Origin of the sequence: Pigmentiphaga litoralis (assembly GCF_014651835.1) — a bacterium.
Taxonomy (GTDB): Bacteria; Pseudomonadota; Gammaproteobacteria; order Burkholderiales; family Burkholderiaceae_B; genus Pigmentiphaga; species Pigmentiphaga litoralis.
On the sequence record NZ_BMXQ01000002.1, the window covers coordinates 467773 to 489892 of the forward strand.

The 22120-nt window shown below is 63.4% G+C and carries 35 protein-coding genes; 24 read left to right on the forward strand and 11 right to left on the reverse strand.

Annotated features, from left to right (window positions below):
* Positions 1 to 27: 27 nt before the first annotated feature.
* The 11 genes from IE116_RS20565 to IE116_RS20615 form a co-directional block, all read right to left on the reverse strand.
* The gene (locus tag IE116_RS20565; RefSeq protein WP_189615109.1) at positions 28 to 876 is read right to left on the reverse strand and encodes a hypothetical protein; all 849 of its coding nucleotides are present in this window, start codon (positions 874 to 876) and stop codon (positions 28 to 30) included.
* Positions 869 to 1138, reverse strand: coding sequence for a hypothetical protein (locus IE116_RS20570; protein WP_189615110.1), 270 nt, complete (start codon positions 1136 to 1138; stop codon positions 869 to 871). The genes IE116_RS20565 and IE116_RS20570 overlap by 8 nt, the downstream gene beginning before the upstream one ends.
* Positions 1131 to 2450 (reverse strand): tumor necrosis factor receptor family protein, encoded by a 1320-nt coding sequence (locus IE116_RS20575; protein WP_189615111.1) that lies wholly within the window; start codon positions 2448 to 2450, stop codon positions 1131 to 1133. The genes IE116_RS20570 and IE116_RS20575 overlap by 8 nt, the downstream gene beginning before the upstream one ends.
* Entirely contained in the window at positions 2447 to 2845 is a 399-nt protein-coding gene (locus tag IE116_RS20580; RefSeq protein WP_189615112.1) for a hypothetical protein, read from the reverse strand. Before IE116_RS20580 ends, IE116_RS20575 begins: the two co-directional genes overlap by 4 nt.
* An 8-nt stretch (positions 2846 to 2853) precedes the next feature.
* Positions 2854 to 3021, reverse strand: coding sequence for a hypothetical protein (locus tag IE116_RS20585; protein WP_189615113.1), 168 nt, complete (start codon positions 3019 to 3021; stop codon positions 2854 to 2856).
* Positions 3018 to 3434: a hypothetical protein gene (locus tag IE116_RS20590; protein ID WP_189615114.1), complete on the reverse strand. Its 417-nt coding sequence runs from the start codon at positions 3432 to 3434 to the stop codon at positions 3018 to 3020. Before IE116_RS20590 ends, IE116_RS20585 begins: the two co-directional genes overlap by 4 nt.
* A 24-nt stretch (positions 3435 to 3458) precedes the next feature.
* A complete protein-coding gene (locus IE116_RS20595) occupies positions 3459 to 3734 on the reverse strand; it encodes a hypothetical protein (protein WP_189615115.1) in 276 nt (91 codons plus the stop codon).
* A complete protein-coding gene (locus IE116_RS20600; protein WP_189615116.1) occupies positions 3731 to 4360 on the reverse strand; it encodes a hypothetical protein in 630 nt (209 codons plus the stop codon). Before IE116_RS20600 ends, IE116_RS20595 begins: the two co-directional genes overlap by 4 nt.
* A gap of 497 nt (positions 4361 to 4857) precedes the next feature.
* On the reverse strand, positions 4858 to 5805 hold the full coding sequence (locus tag IE116_RS20605) for a LexA family transcriptional regulator (RefSeq protein WP_189615117.1): 948 nt from the start codon (positions 5803 to 5805) through the stop codon (positions 4858 to 4860).
* Between the two features lie 243 nt (positions 5806 to 6048).
* Complete coding sequence (locus IE116_RS20610) at positions 6049 to 6369, reverse strand: hypothetical protein (protein WP_189615118.1); 321 nt, start codon at positions 6367 to 6369, stop codon at positions 6049 to 6051.
* Between the two features lie 85 nt (positions 6370 to 6454).
* Positions 6455 to 6685, reverse strand: coding sequence for a hypothetical protein (locus IE116_RS20615; RefSeq protein WP_189615119.1), 231 nt, complete (start codon positions 6683 to 6685; stop codon positions 6455 to 6457).
* Positions 6686 to 6789: 104 nt separating this feature from the next.
* On the opposite strand from IE116_RS20615, the gene IE116_RS20620 reads away from it, so the two are divergent.
* From IE116_RS20620 to IE116_RS20735, 24 genes are all read left to right on the forward strand, one after another.
* Positions 6790 to 7092: a DNA-binding protein gene (locus IE116_RS20620; protein ID WP_189615120.1), complete on the forward strand. Its 303-nt coding sequence runs from the start codon at positions 6790 to 6792 to the stop codon at positions 7090 to 7092.
* Positions 7093 to 7306: 214 nt separating this feature from the next.
* The gene (locus IE116_RS20625) at positions 7307 to 7756 is read left to right on the forward strand and encodes a hypothetical protein (protein WP_229828623.1); all 450 of its coding nucleotides are present in this window, start codon (positions 7307 to 7309) and stop codon (positions 7754 to 7756) included.
* A 23-nt stretch (positions 7757 to 7779) separates the two neighbouring features.
* The gene (locus tag IE116_RS20630; protein WP_229828626.1) at positions 7780 to 8109 is read left to right on the forward strand and encodes a helix-turn-helix domain-containing protein; all 330 of its coding nucleotides are present in this window, start codon (positions 7780 to 7782) and stop codon (positions 8107 to 8109) included.
* Between the two features lies 1 nt (position 8110).
* Positions 8111 to 8920: a phage replication initiator YdaU family protein gene (locus IE116_RS20635; protein WP_189615122.1), complete on the forward strand. Its 810-nt coding sequence runs from the start codon at positions 8111 to 8113 to the stop codon at positions 8918 to 8920.
* Positions 8901 to 9632 (forward strand): hypothetical protein, encoded by a 732-nt coding sequence (locus tag IE116_RS20640; protein ID WP_189615123.1) that lies wholly within the window; start codon positions 8901 to 8903, stop codon positions 9630 to 9632. The genes IE116_RS20635 and IE116_RS20640 overlap by 20 nt, the downstream gene beginning before the upstream one ends.
* Entirely contained in the window at positions 9625 to 10056 is a 432-nt protein-coding gene (locus IE116_RS20645; RefSeq protein ID WP_229828629.1) for a RusA family crossover junction endodeoxyribonuclease, read from the forward strand. The genes IE116_RS20640 and IE116_RS20645 overlap by 8 nt, the downstream gene beginning before the upstream one ends.
* Before the next feature lie 157 nt (positions 10057 to 10213).
* A complete protein-coding gene (locus tag IE116_RS20650; RefSeq protein ID WP_189615125.1) occupies positions 10214 to 10597 on the forward strand; it encodes a hypothetical protein in 384 nt (127 codons plus the stop codon).
* On the forward strand, positions 10597 to 11154 hold the full coding sequence (locus IE116_RS20655) for a hypothetical protein (protein WP_189615126.1): 558 nt from the start codon (positions 10597 to 10599) through the stop codon (positions 11152 to 11154). Before IE116_RS20650 ends, IE116_RS20655 begins: the two co-directional genes overlap by 1 nt.
* 42 nt (positions 11155 to 11196) lie before the next feature.
* Complete coding sequence (locus tag IE116_RS20660; protein WP_189615127.1) at positions 11197 to 12156, forward strand: hypothetical protein; 960 nt, start codon at positions 11197 to 11199, stop codon at positions 12154 to 12156.
* 75 nt (positions 12157 to 12231) lie between these two features.
* On the forward strand, positions 12232 to 12513 hold the full coding sequence (locus IE116_RS20665) for a hypothetical protein (protein ID WP_189615128.1): 282 nt from the start codon (positions 12232 to 12234) through the stop codon (positions 12511 to 12513).
* 73 nt (positions 12514 to 12586) lie between these two features.
* The gene (locus IE116_RS20670) at positions 12587 to 12766 is read left to right on the forward strand and encodes a hypothetical protein (protein ID WP_189615129.1); all 180 of its coding nucleotides are present in this window, start codon (positions 12587 to 12589) and stop codon (positions 12764 to 12766) included.
* Entirely contained in the window at positions 12754 to 13086 is a 333-nt protein-coding gene (locus IE116_RS20675; protein ID WP_189615130.1) for an HNH endonuclease, read from the forward strand. The genes IE116_RS20670 and IE116_RS20675 overlap by 13 nt, the downstream gene beginning before the upstream one ends.
* A 209-nt stretch (positions 13087 to 13295) precedes the next feature.
* A complete protein-coding gene (locus tag IE116_RS20680) occupies positions 13296 to 13748 on the forward strand; it encodes a terminase small subunit (protein ID WP_189615131.1) in 453 nt (150 codons plus the stop codon).
* On the forward strand, positions 13748 to 15427 hold the full coding sequence (locus tag IE116_RS20685) for a terminase large subunit (RefSeq protein ID WP_189615132.1): 1680 nt from the start codon (positions 13748 to 13750) through the stop codon (positions 15425 to 15427). The genes IE116_RS20680 and IE116_RS20685 overlap by 1 nt, the downstream gene beginning before the upstream one ends.
* Complete coding sequence (locus tag IE116_RS20690) at positions 15427 to 16710, forward strand: phage portal protein (RefSeq protein ID WP_189615133.1); 1284 nt, start codon at positions 15427 to 15429, stop codon at positions 16708 to 16710. The genes IE116_RS20685 and IE116_RS20690 overlap by 1 nt, the downstream gene beginning before the upstream one ends.
* The gene (locus IE116_RS20695; RefSeq protein WP_189615134.1) at positions 16679 to 17455 is read left to right on the forward strand and encodes a head maturation protease, ClpP-related; all 777 of its coding nucleotides are present in this window, start codon (positions 16679 to 16681) and stop codon (positions 17453 to 17455) included. Before IE116_RS20690 ends, IE116_RS20695 begins: the two co-directional genes overlap by 32 nt.
* A gap of 92 nt (positions 17456 to 17547) precedes the next feature.
* A complete protein-coding gene (locus IE116_RS20700; protein ID WP_189615135.1) occupies positions 17548 to 18795 on the forward strand; it encodes a phage major capsid protein in 1248 nt (415 codons plus the stop codon).
* A 49-nt stretch (positions 18796 to 18844) separates the two neighbouring features.
* The gene (locus tag IE116_RS20705) at positions 18845 to 19318 is read left to right on the forward strand and encodes a hypothetical protein (protein ID WP_189615136.1); all 474 of its coding nucleotides are present in this window, start codon (positions 18845 to 18847) and stop codon (positions 19316 to 19318) included.
* Between the two features lie 2 nt (positions 19319 to 19320).
* Positions 19321 to 19653, forward strand: coding sequence for a head-tail connector protein (locus IE116_RS20710; protein ID WP_189615137.1), 333 nt, complete (start codon positions 19321 to 19323; stop codon positions 19651 to 19653).
* Positions 19650 to 20018, forward strand: a complete 369-nt coding sequence (locus IE116_RS20715) for a phage head closure protein (RefSeq protein WP_189615138.1) — start codon at positions 19650 to 19652, stop codon at positions 20016 to 20018. The genes IE116_RS20710 and IE116_RS20715 overlap by 4 nt, the downstream gene beginning before the upstream one ends.
* Positions 20018 to 20539, forward strand: a complete 522-nt coding sequence (locus tag IE116_RS20720) for an HK97 gp10 family phage protein (protein ID WP_189615139.1) — start codon at positions 20018 to 20020, stop codon at positions 20537 to 20539. The genes IE116_RS20715 and IE116_RS20720 overlap by 1 nt, the downstream gene beginning before the upstream one ends.
* Positions 20536 to 20904: a tail completion protein gp17 gene (gene gp17 / locus IE116_RS20725; protein ID WP_189615140.1), complete on the forward strand. Its 369-nt coding sequence runs from the start codon at positions 20536 to 20538 to the stop codon at positions 20902 to 20904. The genes IE116_RS20720 and gp17 overlap by 4 nt, the downstream gene beginning before the upstream one ends.
* Before the next feature lie 224 nt (positions 20905 to 21128).
* A complete protein-coding gene (locus IE116_RS20730; RefSeq protein WP_189615141.1) occupies positions 21129 to 21785 on the forward strand; it encodes a phage tail protein in 657 nt (218 codons plus the stop codon).
* A gap of 7 nt (positions 21786 to 21792) precedes the next feature.
* Entirely contained in the window at positions 21793 to 22107 is a 315-nt protein-coding gene (locus IE116_RS20735) for a phage tail assembly chaperone (RefSeq protein WP_189615142.1), read from the forward strand.
* Positions 22108 to 22120 lie beyond the last annotated feature (13 nt).

The following is a 22120-nucleotide window of genomic DNA, read 5'->3' on the forward strand; positions in this document are numbered from 1 at the left end:
ACGGGCGGGCATGCTGCTGGGCGCCGTTTACCCATTGGCACCTCCGCGGGTGATGTCGTAGCGCCGCGTTGGGTCGTCGGCGCCGTTGTCGAACGACGGCTGGCAGTCGGCGCACATGCAGGCGCGGCTGGGCGGGTGCGGCTCCGCACTGGCAGCAGGTGAGGGGGCGGCGTAAAGCGGCGGCGTGTTGAGCGGGTCGGAATAGTCGTGCGCGGTGCCGGTCACGCGGCCGTAATCGCGTGTCGTGTATCGGTGGACGCCATTCTCATCCGCCATGCTTTCGTAAACCGTCCCTGCATTGCTGACGCTGACAAAGCGCACCCACTCACCGGACTGCGTCTGGTACTCATTGCCAAGCCTGAAGGGAACCGGCTTCTGCTCGGCCGCATCAACGCCGGGCGAGGGGGCCAGCGCGGCGCGATCTTCATCGATGAGCGCCTGAGCGAAACGCACCAGACCGTCGTTTGGGATCTCGCTCGAATGCGCCGCGTCCCCGACAAACTTCGTTTCGAACAGTGGGTTAGCCAAGCTGCCCAGGAACCGGAACGCCTTGGCATAGGTCACCGCCGGATAGTCCCGCTTGTCCGATGCGCTGGGCGGCTGGGGCGCGGCGGGCAGACCTCCGCACACGTCCAGCAGCATCATCGCCATGTTGGCGACATCGGCCGCGTGCTCGCGGATCAAGGCGGCGTCATCGTTCTTGGCTGCCTTCTGGAGTTTGGCGACGTGGTAGTAGATTTCCAGCAGCGCGGTCTGGCGCGTCATCGACAGCCAGCCGGGACGGTCGCCCTTGCCGGCGTTTGCGTGTAGCTCGGCTTCCATCAGCGCGAGGAAGGGCCGCAGCACGTCGTCATACTTGCCTTGCTGCTTATCCATGGCTGGCCCCTTCAACAAGCAGAGTGCGCTGTGTCGGCGCCAGCGATCCTGAACGAAGCCCGACGTCAGATAAGCAAGGCCCCGATATGCAGATAGGCACCTGCAGGACGAATTCGCGCCGGCCATGGCGCAGCGTCAGATCAATGCCCGTTTCACGCCGCCGGTGGTGAGTCACGATCCAAGCTCGGGAGCCGCGAAAGAGCGTCGCGCCGATATTGATTTTTGCCATGTTGTCCTGACACGTCTGGACGGTGTTATTCATGGCTCGCCCCTTCCTTGCTGGCGGCGATGGCGGCGCGCACCGCTGGCAACGCCTGGGCGGCGCGGCGCTCGCACCACGCCACATCGTCGCCCGGCTCGCGGTCAGCGTCGCCAATGTCGGCAAGGGCGGCTTCGGCCAGCCGCAGTGCTTTCTCCAACTCTCCGGCATTCCCGGATGGTTGGGCGTCCAGCGCCTTGCTGGCGATGGCGGCGTCGGGCGGTGAGTCGTAATCCCAGGCATGCCAAACCGTCGTGTACGGCGGCGGACACTTGTCGCCACGATGCTCGGACTCCGGCCACAGGCAATTTGCGCAACAGTCGTGCGCATTCGCCGCTGCGAGTGCTCCGGGATTGGTGGATGGCTGCGACACCGGCTTCCCACCAGGATTGCAATGGCGGCAAGGAACCCAATGCCCGTATCCCGTGGTGTGCGATGTATACCAACCAGGACCACCGCAGCCAATGCAAGCAGCGGCGGACGTGCCCTTCAGCGTTTCGACGACGTTGATGCATTCGCTCTTGGTCAGGCTGTAGGGGTTGCCGTTGAGCGCCTGGATCACTTCGAGCAGCGACTGATCGCGCACCGCTCGTTCCAAGGCTACCGGGTGCGCATCCTCCACCGCAGCGGCGCGAGCGCAGTCTGGGTGTTCAGCGAATGGACTCGCAGCGCCACGGCAATGCTTCTGCTCGAAGTCGCTACATCCGCACCCAGCCAGCGCAGCGGCGGGCGTGCCCTTCAGCGCGCGGATCTCGGCAGCGCAGTCGTCGGCGTCCCACATGTAATCGTTTTCACGCAATGACTTTTCGTCGCCGGCCAGGATCGCAAGCGCCGCTTCCTCCAGCGCCTGGCCGCGCACCGCCGCCTGGTCGCGGCCGATGTCCCAAAAGCGCTGCAGCCAATGGCCAGCTGGTGGCGCGTTGACGCCGCTGACGCCGAACGCGATGGCTCCGTCGATTGCATCAAGCTGGTGGGCTTTCGGTTCGTCCGCGCTGGAATCGTTGAATGCAGCGACGATACGCTGGCCATCGCTCAGGTCGAGCACGTAAGCGATAGGATCATCTTGGCGCTGGACAACGAAGGGAGCCCGGACCCCATCCAGGTATTCGTCGGGGCAGGCGCTCAGCGTGACCAGGCCGTCAGCTGGTGCTTGCGCCGCGGCCCGCTGGGCGGCGTGAACAGCGGCAATGAACTGCGACAGCAGCGCGCGGGCACCCGCAGGTGCCACGCCATGCAGGTGATGGCGCAGGCCGGTGTCGCGGGCGATCTGAAGCAGGCGCTCGCCGTCCAGTGGCAGAGTGTTTGTAGTGGTCATGCTGGTGCTCCGTTGTTGGTGCGGCGGCGATAGGGGCCGAACAGCGCCGCTACGATTGGGTCACGTGCAGCCCGCTTCGGGATCGAGGCGCGTTGGCGGGCGAGGTCGGCCGCGCGGGCCTTGGCTTCCAGCTGGGTATGGCCCAGGCGCTGAAACTCAGCCGAGGGGTAGGGCTTGCTCTCGCCCTCGCCAGCACGCCACAACGCATAGCCGCCGCTCGTCCCGGCGATGTGGCGCCAGTCGTCGATGTACACGTCCTTGTGGTCTTGGCGCCGTGTCTTGAGCCAGTTGTCGATCCGCGTGACGCTCTCGCCGGTGATAGCCGCCAGTTCGGCAGGGGACGCCGCCACGTCAGCAAGGGTTGCAAGGATCGCGTCGCGGTTTGCCTGGGACATGGGCCTGCTCATGCTGCGCACCCTTGGAGGTAGATTGCGGCGATGTCTGGACGGCCCTGGGCGAGGGCGTCGTCGGCCAGTTCGCGATCGGCGTGCGCTGCGGCGCGGCCCAGGCCCAGGCCGACCAACAGAGCCAGTACCGACGCCAGCAGGAACAATGCGATAAAGGTGATCATGCTGCACCCTTTACGTGGGAAAGCAGGGGAGCCGCGCGGCTGATCAGTGCTTCGCCGGCGGCAACGTGCTGCGTGGATGCCGCGGGTAGGCGCACGCCAACGGCGCCGAGGGCACGCTCGTCTTCGCGGGTATCGGTGACCATGTCGGTCAGCATCGTCATGGCTTCGCCAAGGATGGCCAGGGGTTCGCCGGCGCGGTGGGCGTCCAGTTCGCGCTCCAGCGTTTTGATCTGCTGCTGGGCGGCGTACAACTCGCCACGGGCTTGCGACAGCGCAGCCGTGTTCTGGTCGTACAGGCGGCGATACATGTCGCGATTGCGAAGGACCTCGACGTACTGGTGCTGCGTCACCTGGTGGGCGCCAGGCTGGCGGCCGTAGGCACGGGCGATCGAGACAACGTTCTGTGATTCCATGGTGCGTTCCTTGGTGAGACGGCGTCAGGCGCCGAGGTGAGCAATGAGGGATTGGCCGCGGTCGAAGCCTTGCTGCCAGAGCGCGCGGTCGGTGTCGGAGTCGAAGTGGTTCCAGTGGCCCTGTGACTCGGGCTGCTGGTGAAGCGCGTGGGCGCAGATAAGGCCCCAGCGGAATGCGTCGTCGCGCGGCATCGTGGCGTCGGTGGCCAGGGCGTTGTCGGCCCAAGTGCCGGAATCGACCACGCGTGGCAGGAAGCTGCCGCCGCGCTTGCTTGCCTTGAAGCGGCCGTACTGGTTCATGCCTGCACTCCGCCAGAAAGGGCAAAGCGCACGGCATCGCGGATGCGGCCGGCGTCACGGCGCAGCAGGTGGGCGCTGTAGGTGTAGGGGTCGACCACCAGGGCAATGACCGGTCCGTCGTCCTGATCGGACTTGCCGACCCGGTATCCCTTCGGCAACTGCATGGTGTGCTCTTCGCGCAGGTCGTCGTCCTGCTGCATCACGACCTGGTGGCGGTCGATGGCGGCGGCCAAGCGGTCGATCAGGTCGGGCCAGCCCGCGTCGAAGGCGGCCGTGCTGATGCCCAGTGGAAGGTCGGCCGCGACCATGTAGGGGTTCGTGCTGGTGTGGATGGTGCCCAGGGGGCCAAAGTCAGCCGTGGGCGCCGCAATGGCTTCCGTGGCGGTTGGTGCCGATGACGCGGGCTTGGTCGCAGTGAAGCGCGACGAATTGCCCGCCTCGACCTCGGCGTTGAACTTGGCGGCGCGGTACCTGGCAAAGCCGGCAGGCATGGGGCCGGTCAGCTTGCGGCCGATGGCATCGACCACGAAGGCCCGACCAGTGCCGGCGCCGAGCTGCTGGTGAGTGATGGGGAGGTGGATTGGGAGCTTGGCCTTGCCGGCCGCGCTGGTGCTGCGTGCGTTCATGGTTGATCCCAAGTGCTGCCGTCACAATCGAGCGGCTTGGAATCATTAAAGCATTCTTGTTTTCAGTAATCAAGCATTCTTTAACTGAAGGTCGATGGCAGAGCATGTGCCTTAACCGAGCAGACAGGAATTAATCCGGACTAGTCTTTGCTCGACAGTCGTGGAATACTGTATGTATGAACAGTATCTTAAGAGACAGTTGGATGCCCGTTATCGCAACGCTGGACGGTGCGGATGAGCAGGGCATAAGTGCCGCAAGGAATGGCGGGGTCCTGCGCCTTGAAGGCGGGGTGGTACATGCCCTTGCCGGGGCTCCCCGGCGCCGGATCGGCCACGTATGGTCGTCTGAGATCGTTAGCCACTTAGCCGCAGGAGGGCAGGCCTACTTCAGATCAGACGATGGCTATCAGGCGCGCCAGATCGTCTGCGGGCTGGTGCAATAGACGAAAAAAAACCACCCGAAGGTGGTTCGACAGCTCAGTGTCATCACGAATGCATCAAAGTTGCTCGGCTTGGAGTAGCACGACCTTGCCGATCATCTGAGTTCTTTCAGAGCACATGACAGGTGGGAAGCTGGCCTGGTCAGGGTTGTCAGAGTACAGCCACCAGTGGTTCTGGTGCCGCTGCAATCGCTTGATCGTGAATTCCCCTTCGTGATTGACGGCGAAGACCTCGCCAGTTCGCTGGCGTGAGTCCGCGGTGTTGACCACAATGGTGTCCCCCTCGTGCACACGAGGGAACATGCTCATCCCACGAGTCGAAGTTGCGAACAAGGCATGGGATATGAGTTGCCGCCGCTCTACCCACAATCGCGGGAGAAACACCAATCCGCCGCCACCTTGATCCTCTTCAGGATCGATCGAATACCCTGCAACGCCTGCCGAAATCTTGATCTGCATTTTGCGGATAGCGATGTAGTCGGGGTCGTTCGCTGCTTCTATCGATGCAGGGCGAATGTGGCCGCTCGGCTCATCGTTGCGCTCCGCCACCCCAGGCGCGGCAACAGTCAGGTTCATGCCCGCTTGCGCCACCGCCAGAGCGATTGCCCCTTCCACAAAGGTGCGATCGCCTTCTGAAAGCGCCCGCACGTCTGCCTCTCGGATCCTGGCGAATGGCCAGATCGGTGCAGCGGCCTTCGCCGCCCCAGGCTTGGCACCTCCGGCATCTCCCTCACCAGTCGCCAGCCAATACCCATCGACACCAAGCACCCGAGCTGCCTGCGCAGAGTTTTCGGCTGTCAGAGCCTTCGTTTTTCCGGCAATGACCTGGCCGATGGCCTGGACTGAAACGCCCAGTTGATCCGCAAGCGTCTGCCTGTCCATTTTTGCCAGCCGCAAGGCTGTATCGAGGCGTGCGCCATAGGTTGTGCTCATGGACGAAAGATTACTTTCAACAGTGCAAAGCATGGTTGCTTCTTGTTTTAAAGAATGCTTTAATTGCGGCATGGAAAAGACTCTTGCGACCAAGCTCCTTGGGGGCACTCCCTCCGCCGCTGCAGAAGCTATCGGCATTACGCCGCAGGCTTATGGGCAGTGGCCGGACCCACTTCCGCGTCGGCTCGAAGATCGTGTTGTGGCGGCGATCGCACGACGTCACCTTAAGCCTGAGCTGATTGGTGGAGCGCCGCGGCTCAAGCCCAAGCGGTGCACCAAGTCGAAGGAGGTGAGCCATGGGTAAGCGCCAATCGTTCAGTCGGGCGAGTCGCTGGAGCGTAGGCGTTCCTTCAACAGTTGAAGAGCGCCGCCGGGCGTTTGAGCGATTTCTTTCTCCCGCAGGATCTTGCGCAGTTGCTGCAGATTCAGGTCGGCCATCTCCTCGTATGCAGCAATGCCTGCGTCCGTCAGTCCCTGCGCAATTAGAAAGTCCTTCGCGAACTCGGTATCTCGCTCCAGTTCTGGCAGTAACGCTTGCAGGGCTTCTAGCGGTAGCACTGCGACGAGTGACTTCAGCAAGGACATCTGCGCGATGAGTTTGCCATGCAGTTTGTCCGGCGCTGAGATGGTTTCCATGGTCAGTCCCTTGTGGGTGAAGGTGGGGTGTAGGAGCCGCCATCGTAGCCGCTCGGGGCTGACCGCCCAATACCTGCAGCACGGCTCAGTGCCCGCCCAAATGGTCGCTGGGGCTGAAGTCCGGCCCGGCCATGTCGGTTTCTGCGCACAGGCGCTGGAACACCGCGATGACCGTCAGTTCGCTGCAGTCGCCCAGCACTTCATTCGCAATGTCTTTGGCCTGCTTCAGCAGGCGTTTCGTTTCGGATACAGGCGTGATGCCCATGATGGTCTCCAGCATGTCGGAGAGGTGAGTGTCGCGGGTGTTGTAGGTCATGTGAATCCGGTGATGCCGAGTTGTGGTGAAGCGCCAGTTTCTACGTGTGTGCGTGCAACAGCACGCAGTCCTTTTTGTGTGTCCCTTCTTGAGGTTGAACAGGCATGAATGCCCAGGTGAACGTTGTCCGCAAGCCCAGCATGGAGCGTGCGTTTCGTGAAGCGCTGGTCGATCCAGCAACCCGGGCGAAGGTGCGCGACGCACTGGCCTGGGACGACTCGCAGGTGAGTCGCTTCATGTCAGGACAGATGGGGCTGACGATCGACAAGATCGACGCGGCCATGGCGGTGCTGTCGCTGGTCGTTTCCAGCAAGCAGTACATGGATTTCCTCGCATACGGCAGCCAGATCGGTGCCGCCTGCCATTGCGCGCGCGCCGGTATGGGCGAGTGCGGGCCGGGACGGTAAGCATGGACATATTCGCATCACGCTGTGCCATCGCTGAGGAAGCAGAAAAGTCCGCGATCGCCGCTCATTGGTCGAGCGAGCCTGGCCTACCGTTTACCCCGAACCCGTTTCCGGAAGGGTCCGACGCGCACGCGGTGTGGGCGTCCCACTTCGACCGTAAGTTTGCCTACCTGGACAGCAGGGCGGGCACGACATGCTGAAGCAGCGCACGCCCATGACCCGCACAACGCCGATGAAGCGCTCGGCAATCGCGCGCACCTCGGCGGCACCGAAGATGACCGCCCGCCGTAAGCCAAAGGCCCGGCCCGGCCGTGACCAGGCCGCCCTCGATGTGTGCCGTGGCGAGCAGTGTTTTCTGCGCCTCGACAGTGTCTGCCTGGGCGCCAGCGGCGCCGCCACGGTGGTGCCTGCACACAGCAACCAGGGCATCCACGGCAAAGGGAAGGGGATCAAGGCCTTCGACCGCTTCACCGTGCCGGCCTGCCACGCATGTCATGCTGAACTCGACAGCGGCAACCGCATGACCCGCGCCCAGAAGGCACTCGCCTGGGACACCGCCTATTTCGCCTGGGAGCCTGTGCGCGCCCAGAGATTCACCGCGCTGGGCAAAACCCTGTCAGCGCTTCCCATCAGCAAGATCGTTCCACGAGGGGATCACCTATGAGCGCACAAGCGCAAGCTTGGGCAATGACCCAGCAAATCGTCACAGACCCGACCGCCCGGCACGTCCTGCTGGTGCTGGCGGGCTACGCGGGGCAGGACGGCCGCGGCGCCCATCCGACCGCTGCTCGTATGGCCCGGGACACCGGCCTGCATGAGCGCACTGTCCGCGCCAAGCTGATGGTGCTGGAGGCCGAGGACTTGATCAGGCGAGACCGTGAGCTGGCCGCCTACCTTGAACGCCGCGGCGTCCCAAAAGCAATCTGCTACGACCTGGTGCTGGATGCCCCTGTGCAGCCCGGCGCACCTGCGGCCATCGTAGCCGGGGTGACGCAGAGCATGGACCTGGCAGCCTGACATGAGCATCAAGGTCATGACGATGGTCTTTGACCGGTACCCGGGCAGTGCGGGCGAGATGCTGCTCGCGCTCGCCCTGGCCGATCACGCGAGCGATGACGGCACGCGGGTGTACCCGTCGGTCGAAGCGCTCGCGTTGAAGACGCGCCAGTCGGTGCGATCGGTCCAGTACCAACTGAGCCGCATGCTGAAGTCGGGCTGGCTGGTGCTGGTGAACAGCGGCAACGGTGGCCGTGGACAGCACCGGGAATACCGCATTTCGCCCGAGTGGCTAAAGGGTGCAGATATTGCACCCATCGAAAACGGTGCAATTGACGACGCAAAGGGTGCAAACGACGACACGAAAGGGTGCAATCCACAACCGGAAAGGGTGCAACCGGTTGCACCCGCATATAACCGTCATAGAACCATCAAGGAACCGTCAGAACCCAAAGGCGCGCAGCCGCGCTCTGGATTCGATGCAGCCAGCATCATGCTGCCCGACTGGCTGCCCCGGGAAGACTGGAAGCGCTGGGTGCAGGACCGGAAAGACCGCCGCAAGCCGGTCACGGCGGCAGCGGCCAAGCTTCACCTGAACGCCCTGGAGGCCCATGTCGCTGTCGGCACGGCACCCGGCCCGGTGATCGATCACGCCATCAACGCAGGCTGGTCCGGCCTGTTCCCACCGAAGGACGCGCCGCAACGCGTGGCCAGCCGAGCCGACAAGCAAGCCGAATGGGCCCGCCAGCTGGATGCGGAAATCGCAAAGGCCCGCGGCGTGGCATCCGAAGAAAAAGACATGGGGATGCTCGATGCTGCCGACATTGGTTAAAGCGCCCGCTGGCGACGATGCCGCCCGCCGCGTCGCTGTCGAGATCATCGACTTCCTGCGGTGCGAATACGGCTCGAAGTTCGACCAGCAGTGGGGCAACGTAGACCCGGCCAAGTTGACCGATCACTGGGCGCAACGGCTGGTCGGCTACACCGCTGGCGAGGTTCGCCGCGGTATCCACGCATGCGCCACTCGCACTTTCGTGCCGACGTTGCCCGAGTTCCTGGCGCTGTGCCGCCCAACGTTGGAGCCTGAGCAGGCTTTCTATGCCGCAGTGGAAGGCCTGCACGCCCGCCAACGCGGAGAGACCGGTCACTGGCCACACCCGGCGATCTACTGGGCGGCCGTGCGCATCGGACAGCACGACATGCTGGCGTCTGGCTATAGCGGGCTGAAGGGGCGGTGGACAAACGCCCTGCAGGACGTCATGGGCAAAGGCAAATGGCCGGACGTGCCCGAGCCTGCGCTGGCGCTTGCGGCGCCGGGCCGGGCGACGACGTCCGACGCCGAGGCGCGGCAGCAGCTGGCTCGCCTTTCCGCCGCCGTCGCTGACGCCGTGAAGACCGTGCCGACACAAGTTCGCAATCGTGATCTGCGGTGGGCCTATCGGATTCTGGAGCAAGACAAGCAGCCATCCGGCCGGCCGCCCGCAGTCAATGTGCGCATGGCAGAGACGGCGCTGCGCAATGCAGGAGAGTCGCCCCATGGCTGAGATTGCATTCATGGTGCCCGGCGTGCCGGTAGGGAAGGGCCGACCTCGCGCCAGCAAGACCAAAGCAGGCGTGCGCATGTACACGCCCGCCAAGACCGTCAGCTATGAGGCAGTTGTGGCCCATGCCGGGCGGCAAGCAATGGCGGGTCGCGATCCAGAACAGGGCGCCCTCGCGGTGGTGCTGTCGATCGTGGTGCCGATCCCTGCCTCGTGGTCTGGCGCCAAGCAGGAGCGCGCTGCATTCGGCCTGATCATGCCCACCACCAAGCCGGACATCGACAACATCGAGAAGGCCATCTTCGATGCGCTGAACGGCATCTGCTGGCGCGACGACGTGCAGGTGACGGACGTGATGAAGATCAAGCGTTACGGTCGCCAGCCAGGCGTGCGCGTCACCATCAAACCGCTCACATCGGAGGCGTGATGGGTGTCTTTCATCCGAGTAAGCCGAACCCGCGCAAGCCTGCACCTGCCAAGCTGCAGGCCCCAGCACTGAAGCGCACCCGCGCAATGTCCTACGCCGTCGACCGCGTGCGCGCCAGCCGCGGCACAACCGACCACCCTAAGCAGGAGCCCAAACCGTGAAACCCCATATCAAGCTGGTGCGGAAGGGCCTGTGGTCCTGCACTGGCGAAAGCATTACCCGCAACGGTGTCAGTCCCAGCCAGGCGTATAACCGCTGGCATGCCATCCATGGCAAGGCCGTGCAAGCAGCCGGGACGTCGGTCTTCAAGCTGCCGCCGCCGCGCGTGGCCACGCCCATGACCGTGCGCCCGGATCACATTGAAGCCAAAGCTGGCGCCGCATTGCTGGGCTACAGCGAGTCGATGGTCCGCCGCGTCGCCGGTGCGCTGCAGACGCGGCCATGGGTGCCGCCGACAGCGCTTCGCATCAACCAAGCCCGGGCGGCTGCCCACCAGCCCCCGATGATGTCCATCTCAAGCCGTGCAGGAGACGTGCGCTGATGTTCCACTCACCCGAGGAAGCGCTGGCGGTCGCGTTCACAATGACCGAATTACCGATCGAGCCGAAGAACGCGACCCAGCTGATTGTCGAGTCGCTGCGCGAGCGGTACGGCCTGGAGATGCGCCGCGTGCCCACCGGCCTGACGCCGCATGATTGGCACGCTCAGGCAGTGATGGTGCTGGAGTTCACAAAGCGGACGCTGGCGGGCCGCCCCGACCTATGGCGCGCCATCCTGGCGGAATACTCGCCGCGTGTCGACGGCGCCAAGGCAATCCAAGAAGTGACTGATTCGTTGATGACCGGTTTGAACGCCGAAGAGCGGCTTCTGGCGGACGCGTTGATCATGCGTCAGTTTCGCGGCAAGCCAGCCTTGGAAGACATCGCCGCTCGCTTCCGGGTGTCGCGCCGCACGGTGTCTAGGCGCGAGCGATGGTGGCAGGAGCAGGTCGCGCCGTTGCGGCGTCAGGCTATGCAAATGCTCGAGGAGCCGATGGAGCGCGTTGGGCTGATCGAAAAGCGACATGTCGAAACCGCTTGCAATGTGCCCATGCTTTAGCAATAATTCGCCAAGCTTGAAATAAGTACGACCGAAGCCCGCATGTCTCACGACGGCGGGCTTTTTGTTGTCCGTCGTATGCACGGTGGCCCTCGTCATGATAGTTTTCGCGACTTGGGAAATCAGGGGAGCGCCGTGCAGGAATGGGTTCAATTTTTTGCCGACTTGCCATCGAGCGTTACCGCGCTTGTCGGGATACTGATAGGCTCCGTCATAACCATGGTGACTGGGAGCCTTCGTGACCGTACCGCCAGGGCATTGCAGCAGCAACGGCTGGATCACGAATCGACACAACGAGTTCAGGAGCGACGAAGCGCCTTGCGTCGTGACCTTTATCTCAAAGCCATTGAGGGTTCTGCGGAATTAAGGCAGGCCGTGCTCAGCCTGTTGGACCCCGAGACGGACCACCGAGTGGTAACGGGCGCAGAGACTGCTGCGGCTGGGGCCCTGTCTGCCGTTTATCTAGTTGCGACGCCACAAACCGCGCGTGCCGTGGCGTCCTACTTTCTCGAGTTGCAACGAGTGAAGGCGGTGTTGCTGATGCAGCGTACCGAAGCGGTAGAAGCGAAGGCAATGCAGGTGCACAGCACGGCACAGCAGCAAATTGCCTTGGCACGACGAGGTGAACTCTTCCGGCAACAGACCGATCTGATTGCAAGAGGGGTTGGTGAACATGAGGACGAGTGGCGCGTGCTCAGCTCGAAAATTGCGGCCGAGTCCGGTCATCTCGATTTCTATGGTCGCGAAGCCACAGAGTGGCTCAACAGGTACCGCATCGCGCTCAAGCCACTACTTTTGTCCCTGATCGAACGTGTGGACCCTCTTGAAGCGGCGGGACTGGCCGCCTTGCTCTGCATTCGAAACGAACTTGGAATCGAAACGGACGTCTCTGACTTTGAAGCGACATATGCGAAGTTATCCGAAGAGAACAGGAGGTTCGCTATGAACATCTTGCAGCAGGTCGAGGCAGTCACCGAGCCGCCGCCAGAAGTGAAGGCCTAAAACGTACCGTTTGCCTGACGCCAGTGATGACTAGTCCAACCCCGCCTCGTCGGGGTTTTTCTTTTTGGAGTTGCAATGCAGGCCCGCCCAGCACTTCCTCCGACCATACCGGTACATTCCGACGTGGTGCACGAGACGGTGTACACCGCCATTGTTGCCGGCAAGGATCTCGACGACCTGATTGTGGCCGGCGTTATGAGGCAGATAGGCCAGCCTGTGATGGACCGGCCCGGCGTGACGTGGAAGGTGGTCCACCGCCACGAATCGACTGCGACCGAGGGGACGCGGCAGATTGCCGAGGTGATGATCGTGGTGGACCACCGTCACGATGGAGGCAGCAATGCGAATGTCGAGTGACCGAGACGACCCTGGTTATCCAGCGTGGGACAGAGCGCGGTGTCGAGGCAAGCCCGTTGTTTACGTGGATGGAATGCGAATCGACGGTGTGTTCACCGCTGATACCGATACTGGTTATGTGCTGGCGATGGACCCAGGCCCAGACGGCCGGGCACAACTGAACCTGGCACGCGACGAGGTGCTGCGACGTGAGTTGCACGGTGTAGTGACCATCGTGATCGAGCCGGTTGCCGACCGCAAATGTCTCGGCTGACCACGCTCAAGTCACGCGTGCCCACCCAAGCTGGTCGCCTGGCTGTGCAGCAGCCCGGCTCGTGGCGGCCATCTGGTGCGACAGCCAATGAGCGTGGCTACACGTACAAGTGGCAAAAGGCCAGCAAGGCTTTTCTTGAAGAACATCCATTGTGCCGATACTGCGAGCGTGGAGGCTTCGTCACGGCGTCGCAGCTTGTCGACCACATCGTGCCGCACCGAGGTGACCAGTCGCTGTTCTGGAATCGGTCGAACTGGCAGGCACTCTGTCGCTCGTGCCACAGCGGCGAGAAGCAGCGCGAAGAAGCAGAGGCCCGCTAGGCTGCAACCGGTTCGAGTCACGCTGGTGTACGGCATGTCGATCGATCGGCCCGCTACGGCCCTACCGTCAGCCCCCAGCCCCACCCCTGACCACATCGGTCGAGAGAGGGGGGGGGCCAAAACCTTGAGGTCGCCGGATTCCTAGACCACCTGTCCTCTCACGCGCAGAAAATTTTCCCCTTCACAAGATTTGTTAACCGAGGTTGTTAATGGCATTGACCGACTTGAAGCGCCGATTCGTCGCCGCTCTGCAGTCGGGACTCAGCGGCGCCAAAGCCGCTGTTCGTGCGGGTTATAGCGAGAAAGGCGCGGCCCAGGCAGCGTCCCGATTGATGAAGGACCGGGACGTCCAAGCCGCACTTGCACGAGGTGCCGAAGTTAACAAGGCCAAGCAGGAGGCCAAAGCGGCCGGCCGCGAGTTGGACTTGCCAACTCTGGCCGGTTTTTATGCCGACCCGCTGGAGTTTTTGCGGGCTGTGGTCAACGACGGGGAGCAGGACATGAAGTTGCGCACCGACGCGGCGAAGGCCTGGGCTCCGTATGTGCACCCCCGCAAGGACGCCGCCGGCAAGAAAGCCGCTGCGAACGAAAAGGCGAAGGAAACGGCTACGACCGGTCGATTCACTCAGTTCGGACCGCCCTCGGCGCCGACTAAGCACTGATGGCCGCCCCCGTTTGGAGTACCGCGTGCCCTGATTGGGAACGCCGCATCGTCGCGCGCAAATCGCTGGTGCCGATGCCGCCGCTGTTCCCGGACTATGCCGCGCACGCGCTCAACGTGTTTGGCAGCTTGCGCATGGTGGATGCGACGGGTAGCCCGTTGATGAAGGACACGGTTCGCCCCTGGGTGACCGACTTCGTCGGCGCTATCTTCGGCGCCTACGACCACGAGTCCGGCCGCCGCTTGATCACCGAGTTCTATCTGCTGATCAGCAAGAAGAACGGTAAGTCGACGATCGCCGCGGGCGTAATGCTGACCGCGCTGATCCTCAACTGGCGCCCCTCGGGCGAGTTCATCATTCTCGCGCCGACCAAGGAAATCGCGGACAACTCGTATCTGCCGATCCGCGACATGATCAATGCGGACGACGAGCTGAAGGAGATGTTCCAGGTCCAGGACCACATCCGCACGGTCACGCACCGGGTGCTGAAAGCGACGCTGAAGGTCGTGGCCGCCGACAGCGAAACGGTGTCCGGAAAGAAGGCGATCGGCGTTTTCATCGACGAGCACTGGCTTTTCGGGAAGAAGGCGACCGCCGCCGCGATGCTGCGCGAGGCTACCGGCGGCCTGGCGTCGCGGCCTGAAGGCTTCATCATCTATGCCACCACCCAGGCCGACGATCCGCCGGCCGGCGTGTTCAAGGACAAGCTGATGTACGCCCGCAAGGTGCGTGACGGCGCAGTGGTGAACCCCCGGTTTCTGCCGGTGCTCTATGAGTTTCCCAAGCGGATGCTCGAGCGCAACGAGCATCGCGAGCTGGAGAACGCGTACGTCACAAACCCTAACTGGGGCTTGTCGGTCGATATCCAGTTCATCACGACAACGTACGAGCAGGCGCTGGAAGCCGGTGAGGAAGAGGTCCGCGGCTTCCTGGCAAAACACCTGAACGTCGAGATCGGCCTGGCGCTCCGGTCCGATCGGTGGGCTGGCGCGGACTTCTGGGAACGGCAGGCAACGTGCCCGGGGCTCACGTTGGACCAGCTGATTGATCGGTGCGAAGTGATCGACATCGGAATCGACGGTGGCGGTCTGGACGACTTGTTGGGGCTGGCCGTTGTCGGCCGCGACGCAGAGACGCGCGAATGGCTGGCTTGGACCAGGGCGTGGGCGCATCCATCGGTGCTGGAACGACGAAAGGCGGAGGCCTCGCGCTTCCGCGACTTCGCCAAGGACGGCGACCTGGTGCTCGTTGAACAGATCGGTGACGACGTCGCTGAGCTGGCGGGCATCGTGGCCTCGGTCTACGGGTCAGGCTTGCTCGACAAGATCGGGATGGACCCGTCAGGCGTGGGCGCAATCCTGGACGCGCTGGTCGAGCTGGAGGTGCCCGAGGACCTGGTCGTCGGCATTTCCCAAGGTTGGAAGCTGGGCGGCGCGATCAAGACGGCTGAACGAAAGCTTGCGGAGGGCACGCTCGTGCACGGCGGCCAGGCGCTGCTCACTTGGTGCGTCGGCAACGCCAAGGTCGAGCCACGCGGCAATGCAATCCTGATCACCAAGCAGGCCAGCGGCTCGGCGAAGATCGACCCGCTGATGGCCCTGTTCGATGCAGTCTCGCTGATGGCGCTCAACCCCGAGGCCCTATCAGCTCCCGGAATTCACTCACTGGACTTGTACTGATGCCTGAAACACTCGAACCCGACCGCGGTAGCCGTGTCCTCGGGGCATGGCTGGCCGGGCGAGAGGGCGGCGTCGAGCGCGCTGGTCTGCTCGCTCTGGAAGAAAACGGCAGCGAAAGCGGCCTCTCGACGCAGGAATTCGCCAACGTCTTTGGCGCGGCCTACCGCACATCGGCTGGGGTGCACGTCACGAGAGATGCGGCGATGCGCGTTTCGGCCGTGTACGCATGCGTATCGCTGCTTGCCGGCGCAATCGCTTCGCTTCCGCTGGGAATCTTCGAACGCAACGGCGCGGACCGAAGTAAGGCGGATCACGACTACTGGTGGCTTTTTAATGAAATGGCGTCGGAGGGATGGACAGCCGCAGCTGCTTGGGAGTACCTGATCAGCAGCAAGATGTTTCACGGCGATGGTTTCGGACAGCTTCTGCGGCCGAGCGTGCGCAGCGCGCGCGTTATCGGATGGAAACCGCTGCATCCGCTCACGGTGGACCCTTTCCGATCTGAAGGCCGCCTGTATTACCGCGTAAATCCCACCGACGGCTCGCCGGCTTACACGCTCGACAGCGCGGACATGATCCACCTGCCGAGCCTGGGGTTCGATGGCCTACGAAGCCCAAGTCCAATCACCTATGCCGCGCGGGAAGCGATCGGCGCAGCTATCGCGGCCCAGGAGTTCAGCGGGCGGTTCTTCACCGGAGGCGCGAACTATGACTACGCGCTGAAGACCACGAACCGACTGTCCGACGGCCAGTTGAAGGACTTGAAGCTGTCTCTGCTTGCCCGGGCACATAACGGTGGCCGCGGACCGCTGATCTTGTCGGGCGGGTTGGAGCCTGCGCAGCTGAGCGTCAACTCGAAGGATGCCGAGATTTTGGCGACCCGCCTGTTCACGGTCGAAGAGATCTGCAGCACGCTCGGCGTGCCGCCGTTCATGATCGGGCGCACCGAGAAGACGACGTCATTCGGCTCCGGCGTTGAGCAAATGGGCATCGGCTTCGTCCGGTACACGCTGCAACGCCACCTGACGCCTCTGGCGCAGGAGCTGAACGCCAAGCTCTGGCCGGTACGCCAGCGCTACTTCGTTGAACACATCACCGCGGCGCTCGAACGCGGCGATCTGAAAAGCCGCTATGAGGCTTACCGGATCGCGCTGGGCCGCGCCGGTGAAATGCCATGGACCGACGCCGACGAAATCCGCCGGCTCGAAAACATGGGCCCGAATCCCACATTGAATCGTAATGGAGGCGCAGATGCGCAACCGCCTGCTCCAGCTGCTGGCTGACAATCGACGGCCTTTCGAGCCGATCCAGAACAAGATCCAGGCCAAGGCCGGCGAAGCGGCAATCTACCTGTATGACCCGATCGTCGGCGATCGCCTCACTGCCGAATGGTGGGGCGGCATCTGCCCGCAGGACTTCGTGCCGGCGGTGCGGGCTTTGGAGGCCGACCACATCACGCTGTACACGAACTGCCCAGGCGGCGACGTGTTCGCGGCCGAGGCAATGTGCCAGGCCCTGCGGGAGCACTCCGCAAAGGTGACCATGCAGATCGAGGGGTATGCGGCCAGCGCGGCCACCGCATTGGCTTGTGCCTGCGACGAGGTGGTAGCGACACCCGCATCGAAGTACATGATCCATCAGACCTGGACGTTCGCGCTCGGCAATGCCCGCGAACTGCTGCAGGTTGTGGACCTATTGAACAAGTGCGACGAGACGATGTACGGCGCTTACGAAAAGCGCACCGGGCAAACCCGGGACCAAATCGTCGAGTGGTGCGAGGCCGAGACCTGGTTCACAGCAGAAGAAGCTGTCGCCGCTGGCTTCGTCGACAGCGTGCTGCAGACCGCCTCGGCGCGGGCTTCCGCATCGCCGAAGTGGAATCTTTCGGCATATGCCCGCCCGCCAGAGCCTCAGGACTCAGCACTGCCGGCGGCGCCGTCTCAACCCGATCACACCTTTGCCTCCGCGGACCACCGCGCTCGCCAACAACAGCGCCTGCAAATGCTGGCGCGTCTTGCCTTTCAGTAAGCGCCTCGCGCAACTGAGAACCAGCCGCCCTCGGGCGGTTTTTTTTCGTCCAAACGACCTGCGCGAGCGGTCACTGACAACTGAGGATCCCCATGAGCAAACTCGCCCAACTGCGCGCGCAACGTGACGCCAAGGCCAAGGCAGCCAACGATATCAACGGCAAAACCGCCGCCGACCAGCGCATGCCCGCTGCCGACGCGTCCGCGCTGGACACCATCCTGAACGAGATCGAGGCGATCGACGCCGAGATTGCCCGTGAAAATCGCCGCGCCCAGGTCGCCGGTGACGAGCGTGCCGAGCACGAAGCGGCGCTGAACGCAGCTACCCGGGAAGGCGGCGACGGTCGCAGCGACGAAGCAGCAGCGCTGCGTGCGATGTTGTCCGGCGGTCTGTCGGCGCTGAGCACCGAGCAGCGCAGCGCTATGTATGCCCGCGTCAATCCGGACATTCGATCGGCTATGTCCACCACCACCGGCTCCGAGGGCGGCTACACCGTCGCTACTGAATTCAGCCGGTCGCTGTTGCAGACGATGCGTGCCGAATTCGCTGTGCGCAGTGTGGCCTCGACCATCCAAACGTCAACCGGCGCCCAGATGTTGTTCCCGACTACCGACGCTACGTCGGAAGAAGGCGAAATCGTCGGCCAGAACGTCACGGTGACCGTCGGCGAAACCGTGTTCGGCCAGGCTGCGATGGACGTCTACAAGTACAGCTCGAAGTCGATCGCGCTGCCTTTCGAGTTGCTGCAAGACTCGATGTTCGATCTGGAGGCGTACATCAAGGTGCTGCTCAATTTGCGCCTTGGCCGCATCCAGAACCGTCATCAGACGACCGGTACCGGGAGCGGCCAGCCGCGCGGCATCGCGACCGCGGCGCCTGTCGGCAAGGTCGGAGCGACGGGGCAGACCTCGACGATCACCTACGACGATCTGGTGGATCTGGAGCACTCGGTTGATCCGTACTACCGCGGCGCGGGCAAGTGGATGTTCCACGACGACGTTCTGAAGTCGGTCCGCAAGATCAAGGACGAGAACGGTCGCCCGATCTTTATCCCTGGTTACGAGCAGGGCAACCCGGGCGGCGCCCCCGACCGTCTGTTGGGTCGCGCGATGTCGATCAACCAGAACATGCCAACGCCTTCGGCGAATGCCAAGTCGGTGCTGTTCGGCGACTTCAGCAAGTACCTGATCCGCGACGTGATGGACGTGACGTTGTTCCGAATGACTGACAGCGCTTACACGCTCAAGGGCCAGGTGGGCTTCGTTGCCTTCTGCCGCTCTGGCGCCAACATGATCGACGTCGGCGGTGCCGTGAAGGCCTTTGCCAACGCCGCCAGCTAAACCCCAGCGGCGGGCCCGTGTGGGCCTGCCCAACATCCAGGAGAACGACATGGCGAGAAACACTCCCGCGCCCGCAACCACCTCCAGCGGCGCGAAGGTCTCAACCACTGACAAGGTGACCGGCGTGGACACGACCGACACCGAGGCCGTCAGCCTCGCGAATGCGGAAGCCGGCACCACTGGCGACCCAGTACGCCAGGAGCATGGCATATCGCCGGCCGCCACGGCCGAGCAGGTACTTGCGAACGGTGGCGTCGACACCATCGATCACACCCTGTCCAGCGTGACGCGGCCCGACGTCCCTGCCGAGCCGACGCTGACCGATGCGGACCTGAAGGGGAAGAAAGTGGACTGCCGCGTTCTGTCGGCGGTCACGCTCTACGGCGTTCGCTACGAGCCGAACGACATCCTCGAAGGCGTGCCCGAGACACTGGCGACGCAGCATAAGGGCGCGCTGGATTCTCACCCTGATGCGGTCGCGTTCGCTCGCGCTGAAGGGTATCCGGTCAAGCAGTTCGCCTGATCATGGCAGCGGCGAGACTGACGCTGGAGCGGGTGCGGAAAGCTGTCCGCATCGACGAGGGCGAGGTCGACGATTCGATGCTCCACGACTGGATAATCACCGCATATTCTGCGGTGGAAAACCATCTGTTTCGCCGCGTCTATGACTCCGTCGACGAGTTACTGGTCGATCCGTCGGGCGTTCTGGTGGATGAGGTGATCAATCAGGCGGTCTGCCTGTTGGTCGGTCACTTCAACCGGTACCGCGAGGCCGGCGAGATGGGCGCAGTCACTGAAATTCCCTTTGGCGTCGAATGGCTGCTGCGGAATTACGTGAACATGGCCGGAGGGGCATGATGGGACTCGCAGCGGGGACGTTGAACCGGCGAGTGCGCGTCGAAACGCCTGGCACGACGAGGAACGCGCTCAACGAGCCGGTCAAGGCATGGGTGCTGCACGCGGCCATGTGGGTCAGCATCAAGACCATGAGCGGCAAGCAGTACGTCACGGCGGATCGTGAGACCCACGAGGCCGCGGTCAGCATCCGCGCCAGGTACCGGACTGATATCACGCCGACGATGCGTATTGTCCTGGGCGCGGTCGACGCCGGCGGCGCAGTCGATTACTCGAAGGCGACCGTTTACGAGATTCTGGCCGTGCTGCCTGACGAGGCACGCCGCGAGCACGTGGACTTTGCCTGCTCGACGGGGGCGCGCCCGTAATGCTCGACTTCAAACTGGATGGCGACCTGGCGGGCGCGTTGGAGCAGCTCGACGAGGCGCTGCAGACCCAGGTCGCGCGGGCGGTGGCTCACGCCGGCGCGCTGGTCTATTACGGGGAGGCGCGCACGCTGGCGCCTGTCTATTCGGGCCCGGCGCGCAAAGGCATTCGGCCTGGCCAACTGCGGGAAGCAATCTACCGTGCTCACTCGCCTGAGCTGTCGACCGATACCTTGCAGGTCTACAACATCAGCTGGAATCCGAAGAAGGCTCCGCACGGGCACTTGGTCGAGAACGGTCACTGGCGCGTGAACGTGATCGTGCGCGTCGGGAATCGCATTGCTGCGACGACCGAGAGGCTGGAGACGCCTGTCTGGGTCAAGCCGGTCGCGTTTATTCGACGGGCCGGTGACGCCGCGCCGCGCGCGCTTGCCGCAATGCAGGCGCGTGCAAAGGAACGCGTGGCGGAAGTGCTCGCCGACCTTGCCAAGGGCGGCCCAATTACCGAGGCAGACAACGAATGACCATCGAGCAGGACATCCTGGCCGCCCTGACAACCGGCCTGGCCGACGTTGTCGGCGATCGCGTCTTTGTCGATTCGGCGCCGGCAGACACGAAGACGCCGTACGTCGTTTTCACGCAGATCGGAGGCGTGCAGTTCGGTTTTATCGAGTCGAAAGCGCCCGACAAGAAGAACGGCCGGTTCCAGATCAATGCATGGGCCGACAGCCGCCTCGCAGTGGCGCCGATCGGACGACGGATCGAGGACGTGCTTGTCGAGGCGCCGACGCTGCGTGCCACAGTGCTGACCGGCGTCTCGGCCGCCAACAACGACGGCGTCGACCTGCACGGCACGCAGCAGGATTTTTCCATCTGGTTCGCATCGTAAAGGGCGGGCCGCCACGACATACAAGACCATGAACCCGATCACCAAAGAATTGCACGAGACCCTGATCCGGCTGCTCAAGGGATGCCTGAGCGCCTGGGAAAAGTGGCTCACCAAGCAGTAAATACACACGTGCCTCGCAGGCTGTCGCGCTCCGCAACACAGCCATTTCGCCTCGCAGAAACCAATGCCGCCTTCGGGCGGCTTTTCATTTCTGGAGGCCTCAAATGGCTGTTTCCCTTCCCAACGGCATCATCTTCGCCCTGGCGACCGCATACGGTTTGATGAAGAGCGTCACCGCGCTGAGCAACGACGAAAACGCGGTGGCCACCTCGGTCGCGCACGGTCTGGCCACAGGCGACTTCGTCGAAGTCACTTCCGGCTGGAGCCAGATCCAAGGCCGCATCGCACGCGTTGTGGCCGCGACCGCCGACACCTTCGAACTGGAGGACATCGACACCACGGACACCAACATTTTCCCGGTGGGCAGTGGGCTGGGCGCCGTGCGGCGCATCGCGACTTGGCAGCAGATCACCCAGGTGCTGGACGTCACGACGTCGGGCGGCGACATGCAGTTCGCCAACTTCTCGTTCCTGGAGAACAACTTCGAGAGCCAACTGCCGACGCAAAGCTCCGCCCAGTCAATGACCATCAGCATCGCCGACGATCCGGCGCTGCCTGGCTACAAGGCTCTGAAAAAAGTCGCGGCAACGCGCAACCCGGTGGCCCTGAAGGCCACCTTCCCGAGCGGCGCGGTCACTGCCTACAACGGCTACGCCTCGTTCAACGAAACCCCTTCCATGACCAAGAACCAGGTGATGGCTTGCAACGCGACCTTCTCGCTGCTGGCCCGCCCCGTTCGCTACGCCGCGGCTGCGGCATAAGGACAGCATGTTCAAGATCAAAGCCAAACCGACTTTCGTCGCGCCGGTGCCAATCCATGTCCCGGGGGGCGAGCCCGAGCCCCTGACGCTCGTTTTTCGCCACAAAACCCGTGATGAGATGAACGAGTACCTGCAACGCACCGCCGCGATCGCAACCAACGATGTCGGCCCCCTGATGGAGATCATCGAGGGCTGGCACGACGTAGATGCCGAGTTCAGCAGGGAAGCGCTGCAGGAGCTGGTGCAGAACCACCACGGCTCGGTGACGGCCATCTTGGACACGTATGTCGTTGAGCTGGCGGAGGGCCGGCGAAAAAACTAATCGCCGCCGCGCA